We start from the raw sequence: 3,736 nt of genomic DNA, 5'->3' as shown, positions 1-3,736 counted from the left end.
CCGATTCTCGCGCAGGACCCAGCCGCGAGGCCACCACGGTGGCCTTGACTAGTTGGCCTTTCTCATAGAAGGCGTCCGAGCGATCCACGGCATTCGAGCGTGCGGGATGCCGTGGGTCCATTGGACGCCTTGGATGTAATCAGTTCGCTGGTCTTGCCGACCGCACGGAGGCGGCCTCGCTTACTTGCCCGCCGGCGCTTTCGTCACGGGCACCATCACGTGCGCATACGGCGTGCCCTTCCACATCACGAATGGGCCGCCGTTCGCCGGGTCGGTCGGCAACACGTCCAGCATTTTCGGGTCGGGAACGAGCACCATCACGTGCGGCTCGCCATTCTGAATCCACTGGTTGTTCGGCGAAGGCGCCTTGGCGAAGGGATCCGTGTTGCTCACCGGCATGTCACCCTGAAGCATGTAACCGAACGCGAGTTGCTTCACCGTCGGGCGGGCCTGCTTCATCCAGGCGTCGATGAAGCCGCGCCACGGCGCATCGAGGCACATGGGTGTGTTGTTCGGGACGTCGGGCATGTCGGGCATACAGACCCAGTCGCTCGTGCCTTTGCGAAGCACGCGCCCGTCGGACGCCATCACCGTGGCGTGCTTCGCCACACCTGCCGGTGCGGCACTCAGGGCGTTGACCACGAGCTTGGCGTCGGCGGTGGACTGCGCGGCGAGGGGAGCCATGGGGAGTGCGGCCGCGAGAACGAGAGGTAGGAAGTGGGCGGGACCAGCGTATCGCATGGCGAGCTCCTGAGGTGGGACAGGTAAGGAGGGAAGCGCATAGCGCGTCCCGGGCACGTCCGTCACTAGACCAAACGGTCTAGTGATGGGCAAAAAAAGAGAGCGCGTCTATCCGGCGGGCAGCGCGACTGCGCCCGATGCAGGAGCACCGAGGGCGCCGAAGTAAAAGTCGAGCACCTGCTGCAACGGCCGTGGGTTCCTGATCAGGCGTGAGCGTAAGGCAGCGCCTTCCCAGGCGTTCACGAGCAGATCGGCCATGACGCTCACATTCGTGTGGGCCGGGAGCTCGCCCTGACTGCGGGCTTCCTCGAGGCAGACGGCGAAGCCAGCGGCAATCTGACCGAGGCAGCCATCGATCTTGACCCGAAAGAGCTCGCTCGCCCCGGAAAGCTCCTGCCCCAGCGCACCCAGGAAACAGCCGAGGTAGCCTTCCTGATCGTAGGAACGCTGTACGCCGTCGAAGAAGTCGCGAATGCGCTGTAGCGGGGGCCGGTTTCGATTGGTGAGCGTGGCGGCGAGGAGTTCGCGCACACCGCCCTGATAGGCGTCGATCAGCTGCAGCGCAAAGTCTTCCTTGGACGCGAAGTGATGATAGAACGACCCCTTCGGCACGCCGGTCTCGCTCAGGAGTTCGGCGACGCCGATTGCGTGATAGCCGCGCTGGAGCATCAGGCGCAGACCAGCTTCAATGAGGCGTTGTTTGGTTTCGTGCACGGGCGGGTGGATATAGACCGCTTGGTCTAGTAGTGCCTATTCTGCGGTCGTCGGCCGCGGCGGTCAAGAGCCCGTCGCGCCAGGCTGGAAAAAACACCACCGGGACGCCCCTGCTGGGACGCCCCGGTGATGGAGTGCTCGTATTGTCAGAGGCGCCGGTCGGAATCGAACCGACGGTGGGAGATTTGCAGTCTCCTGCCTTACCACTTGGCGACGGCGCCAGCTCCGTCAACGACGGATCGGAAATGTAGGGGGTGCCCCGCCGATAGGGTAGCGAGGTCGCGCGATCCGGGTGGGCGGCATTCCAAAAACAAGTGCTTGCAAATCTCTGTTACAACACCAATGTTGATGAAGAATGACCACGACCGCTACCGCTTCTTCGGCGATTCACCTCCTACGGGGAGCCGCGGCGCACATCGAGCGCACGCTCGGTCGCGCGCTGGAATCGCATGGCATCACGCCGGCGCAGTTCGAGCTCCTGGCGGCGATTGCCCGGGTCGAGGGGACTGGGGGCGGATGTAGCGAGCTGGGTCGGCAGATGGCGGCACCGGGTCCGGATGTCACCAGAATGGTCGACCGTCTCTATGCTGCCGGGTTGGTGGCGCGTGAGAGGGATAGTAAGGACCGCCGAGTGGTGCATGCGGTGATGACCGAGAAGGGGCGGGCGTTGCTCCAGGTGGTGGCGCCGGTGGTGGCGGCCGCCGAGGAATCGATCTTTGAGGGGGTCGGCGAGGACGAGCTGGAGCGGCTGTCGGACGTGTTGGAGTCGATCCGTACCAAGAGCTGCGGTCGGACCGCCGAATCGGCGGTCTGACGGTCTGGGGTTCCGGCGGGAACCCTTTCTTTGAATCAAATGTTTGTTCTCACGAACACCGTTACACTAACCGGATATTACTGAGATGCTCCGTTCCGAACCGCTTTCCGCCGCGCTCCTCACCGGAGAGTTCGCCGTCGCCAACGGTCGCCTGAGTGCGGCCGAAGCGGCCATCGCCCGCCGCTCTGTCCGCAGCTACACCGACCAGCCGGTCACCGATGACGAGGTCCGCGACCTCCTCGAGCTCACCGGCCGCGCGCCTTCCGCCTTCAATCTCCAGCCGTGGCGCTTCGTCGTCGTGCGCGATCCGCAGGTGAAGGATCAGCTTCGCGCCGCCGCCTATGGCCAGAAGCAGGTCGCCGACGCGCCGGTGGTGATCGCCATGTACGCGGATATGGAAGACACCATGGCCCACCTCGACGAGGTGGTGCACCCCGGTCTGGACCCGGAGAAGCGCGAGAGCACGTTGGCCATGCTCCGCAACACCTTCGGCGGCATGACCCCCGAAGCCCGCGGCGTCTGGGCCAATGCCCAGGCCAACATCGCGCTGGGCTACCTGCTCCTCATCGCGCGCTCCGAGGGGTTCGCGACGTCGCCCATGCTCGGCTTCAATGCCGACACCGTGAAGTCGCTCCTCGGCATTCCCGCGCATGCCACGGTGACGTCGCTGGTCGCCATCGGCCACGGCGCCGACGAAGGCTTCGAGTCGCATCGCCATACGGTGGAGCGCGTCGCCATCTTTCGCTGATGGCGCTCACGCTTCCCGTCTTCCCGCTGGGCGTCGTGCTCTTTCCGGGCACGGCGCTCCCGCTGCACCTCTTTGAGCCGCGGTATCGGCAGCTCCTCGCCGATGTCCGCGCCGGCGACTCCCGCTTCGTCATCCTCCCCGGGATGGCCGGCATTCCCGAGCGGGAGTTGCCCCCCGGCCGCATGGCCTGCGTTGCCGAAGTCACCGAAGTCGAGATGCTCCCCGACGGTCGCTCCAACATCATGGTGCGCGGCCGCGAACGCGTGGCGCTCACGGACTTCGTGCCGCATCCCGCGCTCTATCACGTGGCTGAATTCCACGAGATCGACGACGAACCCGGCGACAGCCCCGTCGCTCTCGCCGTGGCGGCGGATGACGTGACGCAACACTTCCGCCGCGTCGTCAACGCCGTGCGAATCCTCGGCGACAACACGAGCCCACCGCCACCGCTCCCCGAGTCCCCCGCGCAACTCGCGTGGACGATCGCGTCGATGATCGACTTCGACGTCGAGCAACGCTACACGCTCCTCGCCGAGCGCCGCCCCTTGGCACGGTTATCGCAGGTGGACGCCGTCCTCCGCCGCGTCCTCCCCGACCTGGAGCTGCGAGCCGCCATGCACCAAACCACCCCCCGCACCTAACCGCCCCACGTATACGCAGTACGTATACGCAGTACGTATACGCAGTACGTATACGCAGTACGTATACGCAGTACGTAT

Annotated in this window: 5 protein-coding genes and 1 tRNA gene; 3 read left to right on the top strand and 3 right to left on the bottom strand. The window is 65.3% G+C overall.

Annotated features, from left to right (window positions below; translation table 11 throughout):
- Nucleotides 1-180 precede the first annotated feature (180 nt).
- The 3 genes from K2R93_19760 to K2R93_19750 form a co-directional block, all read right to left on the bottom strand.
- Nucleotides 181-684 (bottom strand): hypothetical protein, encoded by a 504-nt coding sequence (locus tag K2R93_19760; GenBank protein ID MBY0492087.1) that lies wholly within the window; start codon nucleotides 682-684, stop codon nucleotides 181-183.
- A gap of 165 nt (nucleotides 685-849) precedes the next feature.
- Nucleotides 850-1,455, bottom strand: coding sequence for a TetR/AcrR family transcriptional regulator (locus tag K2R93_19755; protein MBY0492086.1), 606 nt, complete (start codon nucleotides 1,453-1,455; stop codon nucleotides 850-852).
- Between the two features lie 150 nt (nucleotides 1,456-1,605).
- Nucleotides 1,606-1,676, bottom strand: a tRNA-Cys gene (locus K2R93_19750).
- Nucleotides 1,677-1,810: 134 nt separating this feature from the next.
- Here K2R93_19750 and K2R93_19745 point away from each other — a divergent pair.
- From K2R93_19745 to K2R93_19735, 3 genes are all read left to right on the top strand, one after another.
- Nucleotides 1,811-2,269 carry a MarR family transcriptional regulator gene (locus K2R93_19745; protein MBY0492085.1) on the top strand — a complete coding sequence of 153 codons (459 nt, stop codon included), beginning with the start codon at nucleotides 1,811-1,813 and terminating at the stop codon, nucleotides 2,267-2,269.
- Between the two features lie 85 nt (nucleotides 2,270-2,354).
- Nucleotides 2,355-3,017 (top strand): nitroreductase family protein, encoded by a 663-nt coding sequence (locus K2R93_19740; GenBank protein MBY0492084.1) that lies wholly within the window; start codon nucleotides 2,355-2,357, stop codon nucleotides 3,015-3,017.
- Complete coding sequence (locus K2R93_19735) at nucleotides 3,017-3,658, top strand: LON peptidase substrate-binding domain-containing protein (GenBank protein ID MBY0492083.1); 642 nt, start codon at nucleotides 3,017-3,019, stop codon at nucleotides 3,656-3,658. The genes K2R93_19740 and K2R93_19735 overlap by 1 nt, the downstream gene beginning before the upstream one ends.
- Nucleotides 3,659-3,736 lie beyond the last annotated feature (78 nt).

Source organism: Gemmatimonadaceae bacterium (assembly GCA_019752115.1).
In the GTDB taxonomy this organism is placed as follows: domain Bacteria; phylum Gemmatimonadota; class Gemmatimonadetes; order Gemmatimonadales; family Gemmatimonadaceae; genus Gemmatimonas.
Note: the sequence above shows the minus strand (reverse complement) of the source record. Positions and strands in the feature narration are given on the sequence as shown.

Bases quoted from the DNA above. Each gene is read 5' to 3' on its own strand.
- K2R93_19760 (MBY0492087.1), bottom strand. From the start codon at position 684: ATGGCTCCCCTCGCCGCGCAGTCCACCGCCGACGCCAAGCTCGTGGTC.
- K2R93_19745 (MBY0492085.1), top strand. From the start codon at position 1,811: ATGACCACGACCGCTACCGCTTCTTCGGCGATTCACCTCCTACGGGGA.
- K2R93_19740 (MBY0492084.1), top strand. From the start codon at position 2,355: ATGCTCCGTTCCGAACCGCTTTCCGCCGCGCTCCTCACCGGAGAGTTC.
- K2R93_19735 (MBY0492083.1), top strand. From the start codon at position 3,017: ATGGCGCTCACGCTTCCCGTCTTCCCGCTGGGCGTCGTGCTCTTTCCG.